Origin of the sequence: Xanthomonas sp. NCPPB 1068, assembly GCF_041479385.2 — a bacterium.
Taxonomy (GTDB): Bacteria; Pseudomonadota; Gammaproteobacteria; order Xanthomonadales; family Xanthomonadaceae; genus Xanthomonas; species Xanthomonas cannabis.
On sequence record NZ_CM192986.1, the window covers coordinates 651,426 to 666,093 of the forward strand.

Below are 14,668 nucleotides of genomic sequence, written 5' to 3' on the forward strand. Positions count from 1 at the left end.
GGTGGCGGGCGGCCATCCGTGCTATACGCGTATCAGGTGTCTGGGAGGGCGCATGACCCCGCAAATTGCAACGATTCTTGGCTTGGTGATCATGTTCATCGTCGCCACCGCATTGCCCATCAACATGGGTGCGGTGGCCTTCGCGCTGGCGTTCATCGTTGGCGGCGTGTGGGTGGGGCTGGATGGCAAGGAGGTGCTGGCCGGCTTTCCCGGCGACCTGTTCCTCACCCTGGTCGGCATCACCTATCTGTTCGCCATCGCGCAGAAGAACGGCACCATCGATCTGCTGGTGCACTGGGCGGTACGCGCGGTACGCGGGCGCATCGTCGCCATCCCGTGGGTGATGTTCGTGATCACCGGCCTGCTCACTGCCTTCGGTGCGCTGGGGCCGGCAGCGGTGGCCATCATCGGCCCGGTGGCGTTGCGCTTTGCCAAGCAGTACCGCATCAACCCGTTGATGATGGGCCTGCTGGTGATCCACGGCGCGCAGGGCGGCGGTTTCTCGCCGATCAGCGTGTATGGCGGCATCACCAACAAGGTGGTCGAAAAGGCCGGGCTGGACGTCACCGAAATGGCGGTGTTCCTCACCAGCCTGGGCTTCAACCTGATGATGGCGATCATCTGCTTCTGCGCCTTCGGCGGGCTCAAGCTGATGCGCCGGCAAGAGGTTTCGCTGGCCGATGCGCAGTACGTGCCGGTCAGCGGCGATCAGGCATCGCAGCGGCGCTTCGCCATCGAAGGGCATGGCGCGCTGGTGGCGCCGGGTGGCGGCACCTTGTCCACCGACCCGCTGGCACTGGAAGCGGTCTCCATCACCCGCGACCGCGTGATCACCCTGGTCGGCCTGCTGGGTCTGGGCGTTGCGGCGCTGGTGTACAACCTCAATGTCGGGCTGGTGTCGATCACTGTTGCGGTGGCACTGGCGCTGATCTCACCCAACGCGCAGAAGGGTGCGGTAGACGGCATCAGCTGGTCCACGGTGCTGTTGATCAGCGGCGTGGTCACCTATGTCGCGGTGCTGGAAAAGGCCGGTGCGGTGGACTACATCGGCACCGGCGTCTCGCACATCGGCATGCCGCTGCTGGGCGCCTTGCTGGTCTGCTATGTGGGCGGCATCGTGTCTGCGTTCGCGTCGTCGGCGGCGGTGCTGGGCGCCACCATCCCGCTGGCGGTGCCGTTCCTGATGCAGGGCCAGTTGGGCGCCGCCGGAGTGATCTGCGCGCTCGCCGTGTCGTCCACCATCGTCGATGTCAGCCCGTTTTCCACGAACGGCGCGCTGGTGGTGGCCTCGGCCGCCAAGGAAGAGCGCGACGGCCTGTTCCGCCGCTTCCTGGTCTACAGCGGGCTGGTGGTGGTGCTGGGGCCGCTGGCGGCGTGGCTGCTGTTCGTGGTGCCGGGCTGGCTGTGAGGGTGGCGGCGTCGGGCAGGTGCAAGGGGCGCCCCGCTAGAATGGGCGCCCCAGTCCCGATGCCGACGACCTGCCCGCCATGACCCTCGCCCCTGATTCGCGCGTGTCCAAGAAGCGCGTACCGCTGTACGAGGAAGTGGCCGAGCGCCTGCGCCAGAAGATCTACGACTACGCGCTGCCGCCGGGCGAATGGATCGACGAGCCGGCCCTGGCCGAGGAACTGGGCATCAGTCGCACCCCGCTGCGCGAGAGCCTGAAGTTGCTCGCGGCCGAAGGCCTGGTGCAGCTGGACGCCGGCCGTGGCAGCCGGGTCACGCGGCTGACGCTGGAAGACCTCAATCAGCTGTTCCCGGTGATGGCGATGCTGGAAGGCCGCTGCGCGCACGACGCGGTCAAGCGCCTGGATGCGGCCGGCGTGCAACGGCTGGAAGACCTGCATGCGGCGATGGAAGCCGCATCGGCGGCCGGCGACCTGGCCGAGTACTACCGCAACAATTATCTGATCCACGAAACCGTGCAGCAGTACGCCGGCAATCCGTGGTTGATCCGGGTGACGCACGATCTGCACCGCATCTTGAAGATGCACCGCGGGCGGCAATTGCTGACCCCCGGGCGCATGGCGCAATCGCTGGCAGAACATCGCGAACTGATGGACTGCGTGCGCCGCGGCGATGCGGAAGGTGCGGAGCGCACCATGCACGGGCATCTGCTGAGCCAGGGCCAGGCGCTGGCAGCCTATGTGGCGGCCGGCGGAATGCTGAATGTACCGGCGCCGTTGCCGCGCTCGGGCGGGGTGTAGTCGTCTGCTTGAACGGGGCGGCGTGCTGCGCCCGGTATCACGTGCGGCAGCTGGGTGCCCGCGTAGCTGATCGAGAGCACCACGACCATGCAAGGCACGCGCAAGGAAGCCATGCGCGCGGACGTGATGTCGAAACGGGCGTTCGCTTGGCGAGCGACCAACCGGATGCTTGCGGCGAAAGACGGAACGGCTAGACCGCTGCCCGACACACCACACCGCTGGCACGTCCAGCCCCAGCAGCTGTCGCCACGTCCTTCTCCCACCTGTGGGAGAAGGTGCCCGAAGGGCGGATGAGGGCTGCGCCTGGTGCTAGCGCACGCCCAGCGCAAGCAAGTCTTCCACGCGCTCGATCAGCTGCGTTCCGGCCAATCCGGCAAATACCTCCGGATGCGCGTAGCCCCAGGCTACCGCGGCGAATGGCAGGCCCAGCACCTGGGCCGCTTCCCAATCGGCGACCTGGTCGCCCACATAGATCGCCTGTGCTGGGATGTGTGATGTGGCGCGCAGCACGCGTCGCAGGGCGCGCTGTTTGCCCAGCAGATGCGCGCCGCCTTCGATGAGGGCGAACTTCGTACTCAGCTCTTCGCCCAGTACGCGTTGCACGTTCTCTGCCGAGTTGGACGACACCACCGCCAGCCGCGTCCCCCCGGCGTGCAACGCGCTCACTGTCTGCGCAATGCCGGGAAACAACGCCGCCGGCGGCGCGGCGCGCATCAGGCGGATGAAGTCAGCCGCCACCAGTGGAACCTTCCAGGCGGGCAATCCGGACTGCTTGATCAGCGCGCGCGTGCTCAACCTGCGCGCGGCGTCCACTTCATGCGTTTCGGCCGCGCGGAACCCGTGCCGCGCAGCCAGGTCGCGCTGTGTGCTCAGAAAGAAACCAAACGAATCGGCCAGCGTGCCGTCGAAATCGAAAATGATCAGTGCAGCCATGGCAACACACGCAGCGGGGCGCCATAGCCTAACCAGACGCGTGCAGCTGGCGCACGCGCACACGTCCCCACGTGTACGCGCACGCGATGCTGCTTACGCTTCGGCGAAATGCGGCACGATCGGCGTATCGCCTTGCGCGCTCTGCTCGATCACCTTGCGCTGCATCGCGCCCAGGTAGGCATCCAGCTCTTCGGTGGAGGCGAACACATCGCTCAACGGCACCGCCTTGACCATGTCGAAGACCTTGCGGATCTGCGGCTGCGGGTTGCTCACCAGCACCTTGCCCTGGCGCGTGGCCAGCGCCTTGCGCGCCTTGAAGATGCAGCGGATGCCGGCGCTGGAAATGTATTCCAGTGCGCCCAGGTCCAGCACCAGGGTGGTGATGCGGGTGCCCAGCAACGGCGACAGCGCCGCGTCCAGGTCCTGATAGGTGTGAGTGTCCAGCCGCCCGGTCAGGATGACGCGTTGACGGGTGTCTTGCGGCGGGTCGATCTGGATGGCGAGCGTGGTCATGACAGGGCCTCGGGGACAGGGGCGTACGGGTGGAGCAGGGTGACGCGCACGATGTTGTATGCACCATCGCGGCGGTAGTCGATGTGATCGGCGAACTGATGCACCAAAAACAACCCCAGCCCGCCGATCTGACGGTCGTCGAGCTCGCTGGCGACATCTGGCATATGCGCCGCGCAGGGGTCGAACGCGATGCCGGCATCGTGCATTTCCAGCACCAGCGCCTGTGGGTCCAGCTGCAGTTGCAGGCGCAGCGGCTGCTCGGCGCACTGCCCATGGGTGAGCGCGTTGCAGCCGAGCTCTTCCACGATCAGCCGCACCTGGCCGATGCGTTCGGCGTGCAGGCCCTCGCGCGTCAGCGAGTCTTCCAGCGCGTCGTTGGCGCCCGCCAGCTGGGCCAGCGACGGGGCAATGGCCAGATCGAGCTTCATGGAGCCGTCACCTCTCCGGGAACGCCCCGGCCGGTCTCTGCGACCCGTCCAGCATGCTCCTGGCGCAGCCGGATCGCCAGCAGAGTGATGTCGTCATAAGGGTCGGCCTGGCCAGTGAAACGGGCGATATTGGCCACCACCGCCTTGCACTGCGCGGCAGCGCTGCGGCGCGGGTGCAGCGTGGCCAGCAGCCGCTCCAGCCCGTAGCTGGCGCCGTGCTCGTCCATTGCCTCGGTCACGCCGTCGGTATAGCCCAGCAGGGTCTGGCCGGCGGTCATGCGCCCGTGCAGCACCGGAAACGAAACCTGCGGCTCGATCCCCAACGGGGCGCCGGTCTCCAGCGGCAGGACGCGTGCCTTGCCATCGATATCGATCAGCAAGGGCGGCTCGTGCCCGGCGCTGGCCAGCCAGTAGTCGCCGCTCACCACATTGATCAATCCGCACAACACGGTGGCGAACATGCAGGTGTCGTTGTTCTCGGCCAGCCGCGTGGACGCGGCAATCAGGATCCCGTCCGGACGTGTATAGCGGCGCGCAGCGATCTCCAGCACGCTCACCGCGCGCGCCATGAACAAGGCCGCCGGCACGCCCTTGTCGGACACATCGCCCACCACGAACCACAGCAGCCCCGGTTCGGTCTCGAAGAAATGATAGAAGTCGCCGCCCACCGCCTTGGCCGGCTCCAGCCACGCGCAGGTTTCCAGATGCGAACTGGCGCGGTCGAAGGTGCGCCCGGAGGGCAGCATGGCCTGCTGGATCTCGCGCGCAATCTGCAGCTCGCTGTGCATGCGCTCGCGCGCGGCCGTCATCTCGCCGATCTCGCCGATGTGGTGACGGATCGCATCGCGCGCCGTGTCGAACGCGCGGGCCATCACGCCCACCTCGTCGTCGCGTTCGATATGCCGCAACGGGTACTCGAATTCGCCGCGCCGGAAGTGCTCGGCGGTGTCGGTCAGTTCCTCGATCGGCCGCGTCAACTTGCGCGTGATGCGCCCCATCAACCACCACCACACGCCCGCGCCCAGCAACGCCGCCATCGCCACCCACGCGACCAGCCAGTTCAGGCCGGACAGCACGTAGCGTTCGGAGGCGGACAGCACGAAGGTCCAGCCACTGCGGCCCACCGCCGCGCTGTGGGTCAGGAACCGCTCGCCATCCGGCGCGGTGTGCGCAAACGAAATCGGCTGGCCGGCTGCCAGTGCGCGCTGCAATGGCCGCAGGTCCGGCCGCGAGCGCGCCACATAGCTGTCCAGGCTGTGGTGCAGATTCAGCGCCGGGTCGGGGCTGAACACCAGCATGCCTTCCGGCGACAACAGCATCGGCTGGATCCCGATGTCGCGCGGCAGCTGGTCGATGATCTCGCGCAGATGTTGCAGCGGCAGATCCACGCTCACCATTCCCACCGGCGCCGCATCCGGCGCGTCACCGGGGCGCCGCAGCGGCAGGTTGTAGCTGGTGTACAGGGCATTGCCGCCATTGCTGTTGAGGTAGGGCTCTGACCACCACGCACGGCCCTCGCGCTGGGTGCGCACATACCACGGCATCGTGCGGTAGTCGTAGCCCAGCTCCAGCGCCGATTTCTCCACCAGTTGGTTGCCATCGCGGCGCACGTACCAGACAAACCCAGTATCGCCGGCCTTCTGCGTGCGCGGCTCGATGATCAGGCGCGCCGCTCCGATATCCGGGTCGCCACTGAGCGTGGCCACCAGCAAGGCACGCAGATTGAACGGCTGCAGCCCCACCGCACTGCTGCTCGCGGCCAAGGTGCGCCCGCTCACCTGCACCGAATCCAGCATCGCCGCCAGGCTGCGCGCGGTCTGCTCGGTCAGCCCGTCCACTTCGGTGCGCGCCGCTTCCACCAACTCGGTGCGCGCCCCGACGTAAAACACCGTCCCCAGCACCACCAGCAACACCAGCAACACGGCAGTTGCCGCCAGCATCACCCGCATGCGCAGGCTGTTGCGCCAGTGCACACGCGGGGTGACCGGCGATGGCCGTGCGGGCGGGCGGGCAACGGTGGCGATGAAGCGCGCTCCTTGGCGGCGGCTGCGCCCGATCATGGCAGCTTTGCACTCATCCACAAGCGCGGCGAGCGGCCTCATCCTCACAAGCGTCCAATTGACCACCCGAACTCAAGCGGACTAGATTGGCGGCCCAACTGCCACGGAGGCCGGCCTTGCGCCAGATTCTGACCCCAAGCCTGCTGGCCCTATTGCTTACGGCCTGTAACGCCCCGGAGACCAGCATGACCCAGACCCTTTCCCCCGCCACCGAGGCCACCGCAGAAGCCGACGTCGAGGCCGGCGGCCGCGGCCTTGCCAAGTTGAATCCGAGCCCGCGCAAGGCGTATGAGGTCACCGTCAAGATCGACAAAGCACCGGGAGCGTTCGGAGCTGTCAATGGGTATGCGCAGTACGACGTCAGCAATGACAGCGAGTGTGGCCAGATTCATCCCCAGACCGGCGTTGGGCAGCGCATCACCAGCAATGAGCCGGTCGTGCTGAAAAAAGTCTCAGAGCAGGAATATCAAGGAATCGTCTACCTCGATCTGATGCTGGATGAGGACTACTACGGGCGCGGGACGTGTCATTGGGAAATGACCGGCGCACGTGTTTCCCTGAAGGCCAATGGAAAAAAAGAGGAGACCGAGTTTCTGCCGTTCATTGAAACCAAGGACGTCGTGGCGGGCAAGCCGGTCACGCTGTATTTCTGGAAGGGCGGTTACCCCAAGGAAGATATCGAAGACTACGCCGACAATGGTTTGCCCTCGGCTTCAGACTTCAAGCCGGAGCTGCGGGATCAGTTGTTCTCGGTCACCCTGGTCGCCAAAGAGGTTTCACCGTGAAGCCGACCTCGCAGCAATACGCCATTCTGTCCAATGAGGGCTACGTCGACCACAAGGTCGGCAAGCGCGGCCCTGGCGACCGTGAGCGAGTGGATGTTGGTGGCGTGAGTTACGAAATTCTGGAGCACGTCAATAATCGAAAGACGGGCTACCAGGGAACGATTTACCAACGCGTTGGCGGCGGAGACATTGTCGTCGCTCACCGGGGTACGGAGGAAATCTATCGCGACGCGCTGCAGGCAGATGGCTCGATGGTCTTTCAGCGCGTTAACCCCCAGGCCGAAGATGCGATAGCCCTGACAAAAAGTGCGCTTGGCTATGCGGCCAAGCAGGAGCAGCGCACCGGGCACGCGCCCGAGGTCACCGTCACCGGCCACTCGCTAGGCGGAGCGCTTGCGCAGGTCAGCGCGCACCACTTCGATTTGAAAGGTGAGACCTTCAACGCGTATGGCGCGGCGAGCTTGGCGTATCGCATTCCAGAAGGTGGCCACAGCGTGGTCAATCATGTGATGGCTGCCGATCCGGTGAGTGCAGCTTCCCCGCATTACGGAGAAGTGCGCGTTTACGCCAGACCCAGCGAGATCGCGGCGCTGAGCGCCATGGGCTACAGCAACAGCAAAGTGAACTTTCTGATTCCCGATTCACCGGTGGCCTCTGCCGTCAATTCATTGGGGTCGCACACCATCAAAAATTTCTTGGATGAGCGTTCACCGCTCAATGACCCGCAAGCACGTCAGCTTGCAGATCAGAACAAGAGAATGATCAACGAGTATCGATCCGATCTGGACGAGATCCGCGCCGGCATCACCTTGTTGAGTCGTGGCCCGAAGGGCCTCGGCCAGGACGCCATTGACGCCATCCGTGGCCCGCTCGCTCCGGGCGAGCCAGCCAAGCGCGACGCGCGCGAGCATGGCAACGACCACACCTCGCTGCGCATCGATCAGCCGGGGCACGTGGGTAACTCCTTGTTCCAGGATGCCCGGCGTGGCGTGCATGTGCAGGATGCCCGCGCCGGCCGCACGCCCGACCAGCAGAGCGCGCAGCTATCGGGTGCGCTCGCCTCGGAGATGCACGCCGCCGGTGGTCAGCGCATCGACGCGGTGATGATGACCCCCGATGCCGCACGGACCTTTGCGGTGCAGGGGCGCGTGGACGACCCCGCGCAACTGCGCGTCAGCGTGGAGACGATGACCGCCATGAACACCCCGCTGGAGCAGAGCAGCCAGCGCGTGGCCGACAACGCCGCACGTCAGTCGGTGGCATTGGAGCAGCAGCAGGCGCAGACCCAGCAACAGCAGCAAGGTGCGCGCGCCATGGGCTGATGGGTGCGCGTGGCATGCTGCCACGGCGGATAGTGCGCGGGTGTGCATCACCCCGGCGCGCGCTGCGGTACGGCGCCCAGCCTGCCCAGCACCACCATCGCGTCTTCTATCGAAACGCCGGCCTTGCCCGGCGTTTTCGCGTTCAATCGCGCAGTAATGCGCAGGGGTGCTGCTGCACCCGCACAACCACGCGCCTGCACAACCCGCGTGGACTCAAGGTTTTCCTGCCTCGAGATATGCCGCAATACCCTTGCACCTATAGCGGCCTCAACCGCGCTGTACCGCCGTGCTTGAATCGCAACCGCTGTGCAGCGACACACGGTGAAGCAGCAACGCTCGCGCGCACCGTGGCCGCATGCACACCGCAACGCAGGGGATCACGCAAGGCGCCGCCCGGCGCGACATCCATCGATCGAGGAACGTGTCATGGCTATTTTTCGCATCCAGTACCACCGCGTGCTGCTCGTGCTGGCGCTGTGCCTGTGCAGCGCCGGCGTCAGCGCCCAGGGCATTGCCAAGGGCGCCGATGTCAGCTGGCTCAACCAACAGGCCGCCAACAATCCGCCGCAGGTATTTCGCGATGCGGCCGGCAACACCACCGACTTCATCAAGCTGTTCAAGGACGTGGGTGGCAACGCGATTCGCCTGCGCGTGTGGGTCAACCCGTCCGGCGGCTGGAACGATGGCCGCGACACCCTGGATAAAGCCAAGCGCGCCGCCGCCCAGGGCATGCGCATCATGATCGACTTCCATTACAGCGACAGCTGGGCCGACCCGGGCAAGCAGACCAAGCCGGCCGCCTGGGCCGGGCACAGCGTCGCCCAGCTCAACACCGATGTGTACAGCCACACGCAAGGCATCCTCAAATACCTCAAGGACAACGGCATCACCGTCACCTGGGTGCAGGTGGGCAACGAGATCAACAGCGGCATGTTGTGGAACGAGGGCAAGACGCCCAACTTCGCCAACCTGGGCCAGTTCATCAACAGCGGCTACAACGCCACCAAGGCGGTGTATCCCAACGCCAAGGTCATCGTGCATCTGGCCAACGGCTACGACAACGCCAACTTCCGCTGGTTCTTCGACAACCTGCGCTCGGCCGGCGGCAAGTGGGACGTCATCGGCATGTCGCATTACCCGCCTGTCGGCAGCTGGCAGGACTACAACAACCGCCTGGACACCAATCTGCGCGACATGATCACCCGCTACGGCAGCGACGTGGTGGTGGCCGAGGTCGGCATGGACTGGCAACAAGCGGCCACCACCCGCGCCATGCTCACCAACCTGCTCAGCCGCAGCAACGCCATCAACAGCAGCCACAGCAAGCAGGTGCTCGGCGTGTTCTATTGGGAGCCCAACGCCTACCCCGGCTGGCAGGGCTACACCATGGGCGCGGTCAACAACAACGGCCAATTGACCGAAGCCCTGCAGGCGTTCTGACCAGCATGCTCCTACGGGGCGGCGCCCGCCGCGGGGATTTCCTGGCGCGCACCCACAGACACGCCATCGCGTAGGAGCGCACCCGGGCGCGACAGGCTTCACCGAGAAAGCCCCTCGCGCCCAGGTGCGCTCCTACGGGGGCATGCATATCGGCCCACGCGGTACGGCATCGGCCGGCCATCGCCTGCCGCTGGCTCTCATCCTTTGGTCGTACGCCGGCAGCGCCCGCTGTGCCAAAGCGTCGTTCCAGCCGGCGCCGATGCCCCACTCAGTGCACAACACCATCCCATTCCATACGCCACCGTAGCGAGGAATGGCAACAGGTGCGTGCGGTACACTTGGGGGTTCACGAATTCACGATGTCGACACACCCGCGGGGTGTGTCCCCCCCGGGAGCGCTAATGAACTGGTTGAACGAAGTGCTGCACAACGATCCGAACCCGCTCGAGACGCAGGAGTGGCTCGAATCGATCAAGGCCGTCATCGACGTCGAAGGCCCGGAGCGCGCCCATCAGCTGCTGGAAGGCATGGTCGAACAGACCCGCCGCGCCGGCGCTTACCTGCCGTTCTCGCCCACCACCGAGTACGTCAACACCATCGCACCGGCCAACGAGGCCAAGCACCCCGGCGACTCCGCGCTGGAGTGGAAGATCCGCTCGATCATCCGCTGGAACGCCATGGCCACGGTCGTGCGCGCCAACCGCAAGCCGGGCGACCTGGGCGGCCACATCGCCTCGTTCGCTTCCAGCGCCACCCTGTACGACGTGGGCTTCAACCACTTCTGGCGCGCGCCCTCGGACAACCATCCGGGCGACCTGCTGTTCATCCAGGGCCATAGCGCCCCGGGCATCTACGCCCGCGCCTTCCTGGAAGGCCGCATCAGCCAGGCCCAGCTGGACAACTTCCGCATGGAAGTGGACGGCCAGGGCATCTCGTCCTACCCGCACCCGTGGCTGATGCCCGAGTTCTGGCAGACCCCCACCGTGTCGATGGGCCTGGGCCCGCTGGCCGCCATCTACCAGGCGCAGTTCATGCGCTACCTGGAAAACCGCGGCCTCATCGAGAAGTCCGACCGCAAGGTGTGGTGCTTCATCGGCGACGGCGAGTCGGATGAGCCTGAAACCCTCGGCGCCATCGCGCTGGCCGGCCGTGAAGGCCTGGACAACCTGATCTTCGTGGTCAACTGCAACCTGCAGCGCCTGGACGGCCCGGTGCGCGGCAACGGCAAGATCATCCAGGAACTGGAAGGCGTGTTCCGTGGCGGCGGCTGGAACGTCATCAAGCTGCTCTGGGGCGGCTACTGGGACGCCCTGCTGGCCAAGGACAGCGACGGCGTCCTGCGCAAGCTGATGATGGAAACCGTCGACGGCGAATACCAGAACTGCAAGGCCTTCGGCGGCGCCTACACCCGCGAGAATTTCTTCGGCAAGTACCCGGAGACCGCGGCCATGGTCGCCGGCCTGTCCGACGACGACATCTGGCGCCTGAACCGTGGCGGCCACGACCCGCACAAGGTGTACGCCGCCTACCACCAGGCCGTGAACACCACCGGCATGCCCACCGTGATCCTGGCCAAGACGGTCAAGGGCTACGGCATGGGTTCGGCCGGTGAGGCGCTCAACCCCACCCACCAGACCAAAAAGCTGGACGACGCGGCGGTCAAGCATTTCCGCGACCGCTTCAACATTCCGGTGACCGACGCCCAGCTGGAAGATGGCCAGGTGCCGTTCTACCACCCCGGCGAAGATTCCCCGGAAGTGCAGTACCTCAAAGAGCGCCGCAGCGTGCTGGGCGGCTTCCTGCCGTCGCGCCGTCCCAAGGCCAGCAAGTCGTTCGTCGCGCCCACGCTCGACAAGTTCGAGCGCCTGCTCAAGGACAGCGGCGAGCGCAGCTATTCCACCACCATGTCCTTCGTGCAGAGCCTCAACATCGCCCTGCGCGACAAGGAACTGGGCCCGCGCATCGTGCCGATCGTGGCCGATGAGGCACGCACCTTCGGTATGGAAGGCATGTTCCGCCAGATCGGCATCTATGCGCCGTTCGGCCAGAAGTACAAGCCGGTCGATGCCGACCAGCTGATGTACTACCGCGAAGACCAGACCGGCCAGGTGCTGCAGCAGGGCATCAGCGAGCCGGGCGCGATCGCCTCGTGGATGGCCGCAGGCACCAGCTACTCGGTGTCGGATGTGCCGATGCTGCCGTTCTACATCTACTACTCCATGTTCGGCTTCCAGCGCGTGGGCGACATCGCCTGGCAGGCAGCGGACATGCGCACGCGTGGCTTCCTGCTCGGCGGCACCGCCGGCCGCACCACGCTCAACGGCGAAGGCCTGCAGCACGAAGACGGCTTCAGCCAGGTCATCGCCGGCTCGATCCCGAACGTGCGTAGCTACGACCCGACCTTCGGCTTCGAAGTCACCGTCATCATGCAGCACGGCATGAAGGCGATGATGGAAGACCAGATCGATGAGTACTACTACATCACCCTGATGAACGAGAACTACGCCCACCCCGGCATGCCGGAAGGCGCAGCCGAGGGCATCATCAAGGGCATGTACCTGCTCAAGGACGCCGGCAAGCCCAAGAAGGGCGAGCTGCGCGTGCAGCTGCTGGGCAGCGGCACCATCCTGCGCGAAGCCATTGCCGCGGCCGAGCTGCTGGACAAGGACTTCGGCGTCACTGCCGACATCTGGTCCTGCCCCAGCCTCAACGAAGTGCGCCGCGACGGCTACGCCGTGGAACGCTGGAACCGCCTGCACCCGGAGGCCGAACAGCGCAAACCCTACGTCACCCAGCTGCTGGAAGGCCGCCAGGGCCCGGCCATCGCCGCAACCGACTACGTGCGCGCCTTCGCCGACCAGATCCGCGCCTTCGTCCCGATGACCTACACCGTGCTCGGCACGGATGGGTTCGGTCGCTCGGACACGCGTGCCAACCTGCGCCGGTTCTTCGAGGTCGACCGTTACTACATCGCGCATGCGGCGATTGCCGCGCTGGCGAAGGATGGCAAGATGACGGGCAAGGATGTGGCCCGGGCGATCAAGCAGTACAAGATTGATCCTGAGAAGGCGAATCCTGTTGGGGTTTGAGTCAATACATGAGGGGGCGACGTGAGTCGCCCCTTTTTTTGTGGGGGGTAAGGGATGATCCAAATAAAAAAGGTCTCGCTTCACGAGATCACTGAAGAGAGCGTACAACCGATCCATGGTGGGGTTACGTTGCTTGTTGGCGAGAATGGGGCCGGGAAGACGCGCGCCCTTCGCTCTCTTGCAATGTCAGCATGCCGAGATCGCGAAGTCATTGTGATGTCGAGTTCGCCCTTCAATCGCTTTGCTCGCCTTCGAAGGCAGGCGCATGTTCTGGCCTATGGTCGAGGTAGCAGTCCTGAGCGCGTACTCAAACGTGCAATATCCAATTCTTACGAAAGAGATGAGCTGCAGCTGCGCTCGATCTCACGAATACTACGGTACTGCGGGTACCAGCCGGAGGTTGGCTTCAAGATCTCGATATCTTCGAATCAACCGACTCAGGACATCAGAGAGAGAATCGAGGAGCTATCAGCTCGCAAAGAGCGCGATCGAGATGACTTGATATCTATCATCTATTTGATCACATCTAGCATTGATCGAGAAACATTGTGGATGGATTTTGATGGCTATAGCGTCAATGACTTTGTCCGCATAAATATTCCGAGAGTGCTTTTCTGGGAGAAGGAGCTTAAGGCGCTTGGAATTATTTCCGGGATCTCGTTATTTCTTCGTTCGCATGCGGGGGTGGTTTCACTTTCTGCTGCCAGTTCCGGCGAAGTGTCACTCATAATTTCAATGGTGTTTTTGGCGTTGACGCGGCAAAAAGGCTCCCTGCTGCTGATCGATGAGCCGGAGAATAGTCTGCATCCCACGTGGCAGCGAGAGTATCTATCCACCCTCAGTGGGGTGCTTGGCTACGAGACTGTCACCATCGTGATAGCAACCCATTCTCCTATGATCGTTATGGGCTGCGAGGCTCTCGATGCGGATGCATCTGTCTACGTAATGTCGCCAACACTCAGTTCATTCGAAGATGTTGATCTAGCTGATCTGGCTGATCAGGGGATAGAGGCGATAATGGCTGAAGTTTTTCATATAATTACTCCCAAAAATCACTTTCTTAGTGGCTATCTGGTTGAACTGCTGGATCGCCTGGAGAGTGGCGATATTTCGCGACGTCAATTACACGGAGCGGTAGCGGAGCTCTCGAAGATGGGGCTCGACAGCACACAAGAGGCTGCGGTTGCGTTGGTGGAAAAGATGGCCGATGAATTGGGGTCATGACTATGCCGACCTACCTTGACCTTAAGTTCGATACAGCCGAGACCGCTCTGATTGCGGTCCATAGTGTGGGAGGGGCGCTCGATTGGTCCTGTAAAGGCATTCGCCCGATAAGAAAGAAAGTCCGCAATTTGCACCGCCTAATTCAAGGGGATATGTGTTGCTATTGTCGTAAGCAATTCCACCAAGATCATGATCTGGCGGTTGATGTTGAGCACATTCTCCCGCAATCGTCCTTTCCCGATCAGGTTCTTGAGCCCGTCAATCTAAGTGTTGCCTGCAAAAGGTGTAACATGGGCATTAAGGGGTGCGACTACTCTTTTGTACATGGCGCTTCGCCTGCCCAAGTTGTGAAAGGAATTTTTCGTGCGAGCCAGTACGAAATAATTCATCCGAACTTGGATTGCTATTCTGCTCATATTGCAGTGCTCTCTGTCAGAGTTACCGGTGTCTCATTTCACCGATACAAAGTTCTTCGCAAGTCTGCGAAGGGACAGAAAACGGTGGAGTACTTCCGGTTGCGTGACCTGGAAATTGAGCAGCTTGATGCGGCTCAAGGGATTCGAGGCGTGACGCAGAGACTCCGGGCAGTGGCTATAAATGCAATTTTGAGGTTGTCCTAGGGTCTTGCGCCGAGCACTCACAGCAGAGGGTAATCGCTTTGGGCAAG

The 14,668-nt window shown here is 63.8% G+C and carries 12 protein-coding genes; 8 read left to right on the plus strand and 4 right to left on the minus strand.

Translation table 11 applies throughout. The features are described from left to right. Positions 1 to 52 precede the first annotated feature (52 nt). Positions 53 to 1,408, plus strand: coding sequence for an SLC13 family permease (locus tag ACCQ12_RS02830; RefSeq protein ID WP_228890054.1), 1,356 nt, complete (start codon positions 53 to 55; stop codon positions 1,406 to 1,408). A gap of 79 nt (positions 1,409 to 1,487) precedes the next feature. Next, on the plus strand, positions 1,488 to 2,207 hold the full coding sequence (locus ACCQ12_RS02835; protein ID WP_104579231.1) for a GntR family transcriptional regulator: 720 nt from the start codon (positions 1,488 to 1,490) through the stop codon (positions 2,205 to 2,207). A 309-nt stretch (positions 2,208 to 2,516) separates the two neighbouring features. Here ACCQ12_RS02835 and ACCQ12_RS02840 read toward each other — a convergent pair whose 3' ends face one another. The 4 genes from ACCQ12_RS02840 to ACCQ12_RS02855 form a co-directional block, all read right to left on the minus strand. Then, positions 2,517 to 3,140, minus strand: a complete 624-nt coding sequence (locus ACCQ12_RS02840) for an HAD hydrolase-like protein (RefSeq protein WP_184384062.1) — start codon at positions 3,138 to 3,140, stop codon at positions 2,517 to 2,519. A 93-nt stretch (positions 3,141 to 3,233) separates the two neighbouring features. After that, the gene (locus tag ACCQ12_RS02845) at positions 3,234 to 3,653 is read right to left on the minus strand and encodes an STAS domain-containing protein (protein WP_184441138.1); all 420 of its coding nucleotides are present in this window, start codon (positions 3,651 to 3,653) and stop codon (positions 3,234 to 3,236) included. Continuing rightward, positions 3,650 to 4,081 (minus strand): ATP-binding protein, encoded by a 432-nt coding sequence (locus ACCQ12_RS02850; RefSeq protein WP_047693326.1) that lies wholly within the window; start codon positions 4,079 to 4,081, stop codon positions 3,650 to 3,652. Before ACCQ12_RS02850 ends, ACCQ12_RS02845 begins: the two co-directional genes overlap by 4 nt. Then, positions 4,078 to 6,183, minus strand: coding sequence for a SpoIIE family protein phosphatase (locus ACCQ12_RS02855; RefSeq protein ID WP_372382887.1), 2,106 nt, complete (start codon positions 6,181 to 6,183; stop codon positions 4,078 to 4,080). Before ACCQ12_RS02855 ends, ACCQ12_RS02850 begins: the two co-directional genes overlap by 4 nt. A 143-nt stretch (positions 6,184 to 6,326) precedes the next feature. Here ACCQ12_RS02855 and ACCQ12_RS02860 point away from each other — a divergent pair, with 143 nt between their 5' ends. From ACCQ12_RS02860 to ACCQ12_RS02885, 6 genes are all read left to right on the plus strand, one after another. Then, positions 6,327 to 6,926 carry a hypothetical protein gene (locus ACCQ12_RS02860; RefSeq protein ID WP_047693322.1) on the plus strand — a complete coding sequence of 200 codons (600 nt, stop codon included), beginning with the start codon at positions 6,327 to 6,329 and terminating at the stop codon, positions 6,924 to 6,926. Continuing rightward, entirely contained in the window at positions 6,923 to 8,248 is a 1,326-nt protein-coding gene (locus ACCQ12_RS02865) for an XVIPCD domain-containing protein (RefSeq protein WP_372382888.1), read from the plus strand. Before ACCQ12_RS02860 ends, ACCQ12_RS02865 begins: the two co-directional genes overlap by 4 nt. A 426-nt stretch (positions 8,249 to 8,674) precedes the next feature. After that, positions 8,675 to 9,688 (plus strand): arabinogalactan endo-1,4-beta-galactosidase, encoded by a 1,014-nt coding sequence (locus ACCQ12_RS02870; RefSeq protein WP_228313448.1) that lies wholly within the window; start codon positions 8,675 to 8,677, stop codon positions 9,686 to 9,688. Positions 9,689 to 10,089: 401 nt separating this feature from the next. Continuing rightward, positions 10,090 to 12,777: a pyruvate dehydrogenase (acetyl-transferring), homodimeric type gene (aceE, locus tag ACCQ12_RS02875; RefSeq protein ID WP_372382889.1), complete on the plus strand. Its 2,688-nt coding sequence runs from the start codon at positions 10,090 to 10,092 to the stop codon at positions 12,775 to 12,777. Positions 12,778 to 12,831: 54 nt separating this feature from the next. Next, positions 12,832 to 14,001, plus strand: a complete 1,170-nt coding sequence (locus ACCQ12_RS02880) for an AAA family ATPase (protein ID WP_123137499.1) — start codon at positions 12,832 to 12,834, stop codon at positions 13,999 to 14,001. Beyond that, the gene (locus ACCQ12_RS02885) at positions 13,998 to 14,621 is read left to right on the plus strand and encodes an HNH endonuclease (RefSeq protein WP_123137498.1); all 624 of its coding nucleotides are present in this window, start codon (positions 13,998 to 14,000) and stop codon (positions 14,619 to 14,621) included. The genes ACCQ12_RS02880 and ACCQ12_RS02885 overlap by 4 nt, the downstream gene beginning before the upstream one ends. Positions 14,622 to 14,668 lie beyond the last annotated feature (47 nt).